This window comes from Vibrio sp. D173a (assembly GCF_030248475.1).
Map to the genome: position 1 here is coordinate 1 of NZ_JAHGAH010000806.1, position 689 is coordinate 689.

Below are 689 nucleotides of genomic sequence, written 5' to 3' on the forward strand. Positions count from 1 at the left end.
GGGTCAAGCCTACTCTGACTCGTTCCGCGCTGCAGGGCATGATCCAGTAGTACTATCGATTGCCTTTGCGGGTAAACCAATTGACCCAGTTGATCCAGTGTTCCCGGATCCTGATCAGCCAGTACAACCGGGTACGCCAGTAGAGCTTCCCGATGAGCCAATCAATGAGCCTCGCCCTGAGTCTCCGATTGGTGGCGGTACCTTTAACCACTTTGTTGATCTGACTAAGTACTCAGACTCTGCTTACTTGAAAGTGGGTGATGAAGTATCCGTAAGCTTCAACAACGCAACTCAAGCGTTTGTGGCAACTTCTTCAAATGTTCAGAAAGACGTTCTTGATCAGTTCGAAATTGCGCTGGGTTGGACCGAAGTGCCTATCTCAGGCTTAGAGGTTGGTGACTACACAGTAACAACAGCTGTTGAAGGTAAAGTGATTGAAACGCAGCAAGTGTCTATTACTCAAATGAGTGACTCTGGCAGCGATGGTGGTTCATTTGGCCTAGGCGGTCTATTGAGCTTATTGGGACTTGGCTTCCTACGTCGTCGTTTTAACAAGTAACCTCATTGCATTAAGGAGTAGGGGCTTCGTCGCCCCTAATTAAAAGTATGAAAAAGACACTACTGACTTTACTTATCCCGTGTGCATTCAGTGTTAATGCGGCATATGAACAAGCACATGATCCACATGT

Annotated in this window: 1 protein-coding gene; it reads left to right on the plus strand. The window is 47.2% G+C overall.

Going from position 1 to position 689, the window contains the following annotated elements:
- The coding region (locus KIV40_RS29440) for a GlyGly-CTERM sorting domain-containing protein (RefSeq protein ID WP_285352788.1) at positions 1–559 on the plus strand (559 nt) is incomplete at its 5' end.
- Positions 560–689: the final 130 nt, after the last annotated feature.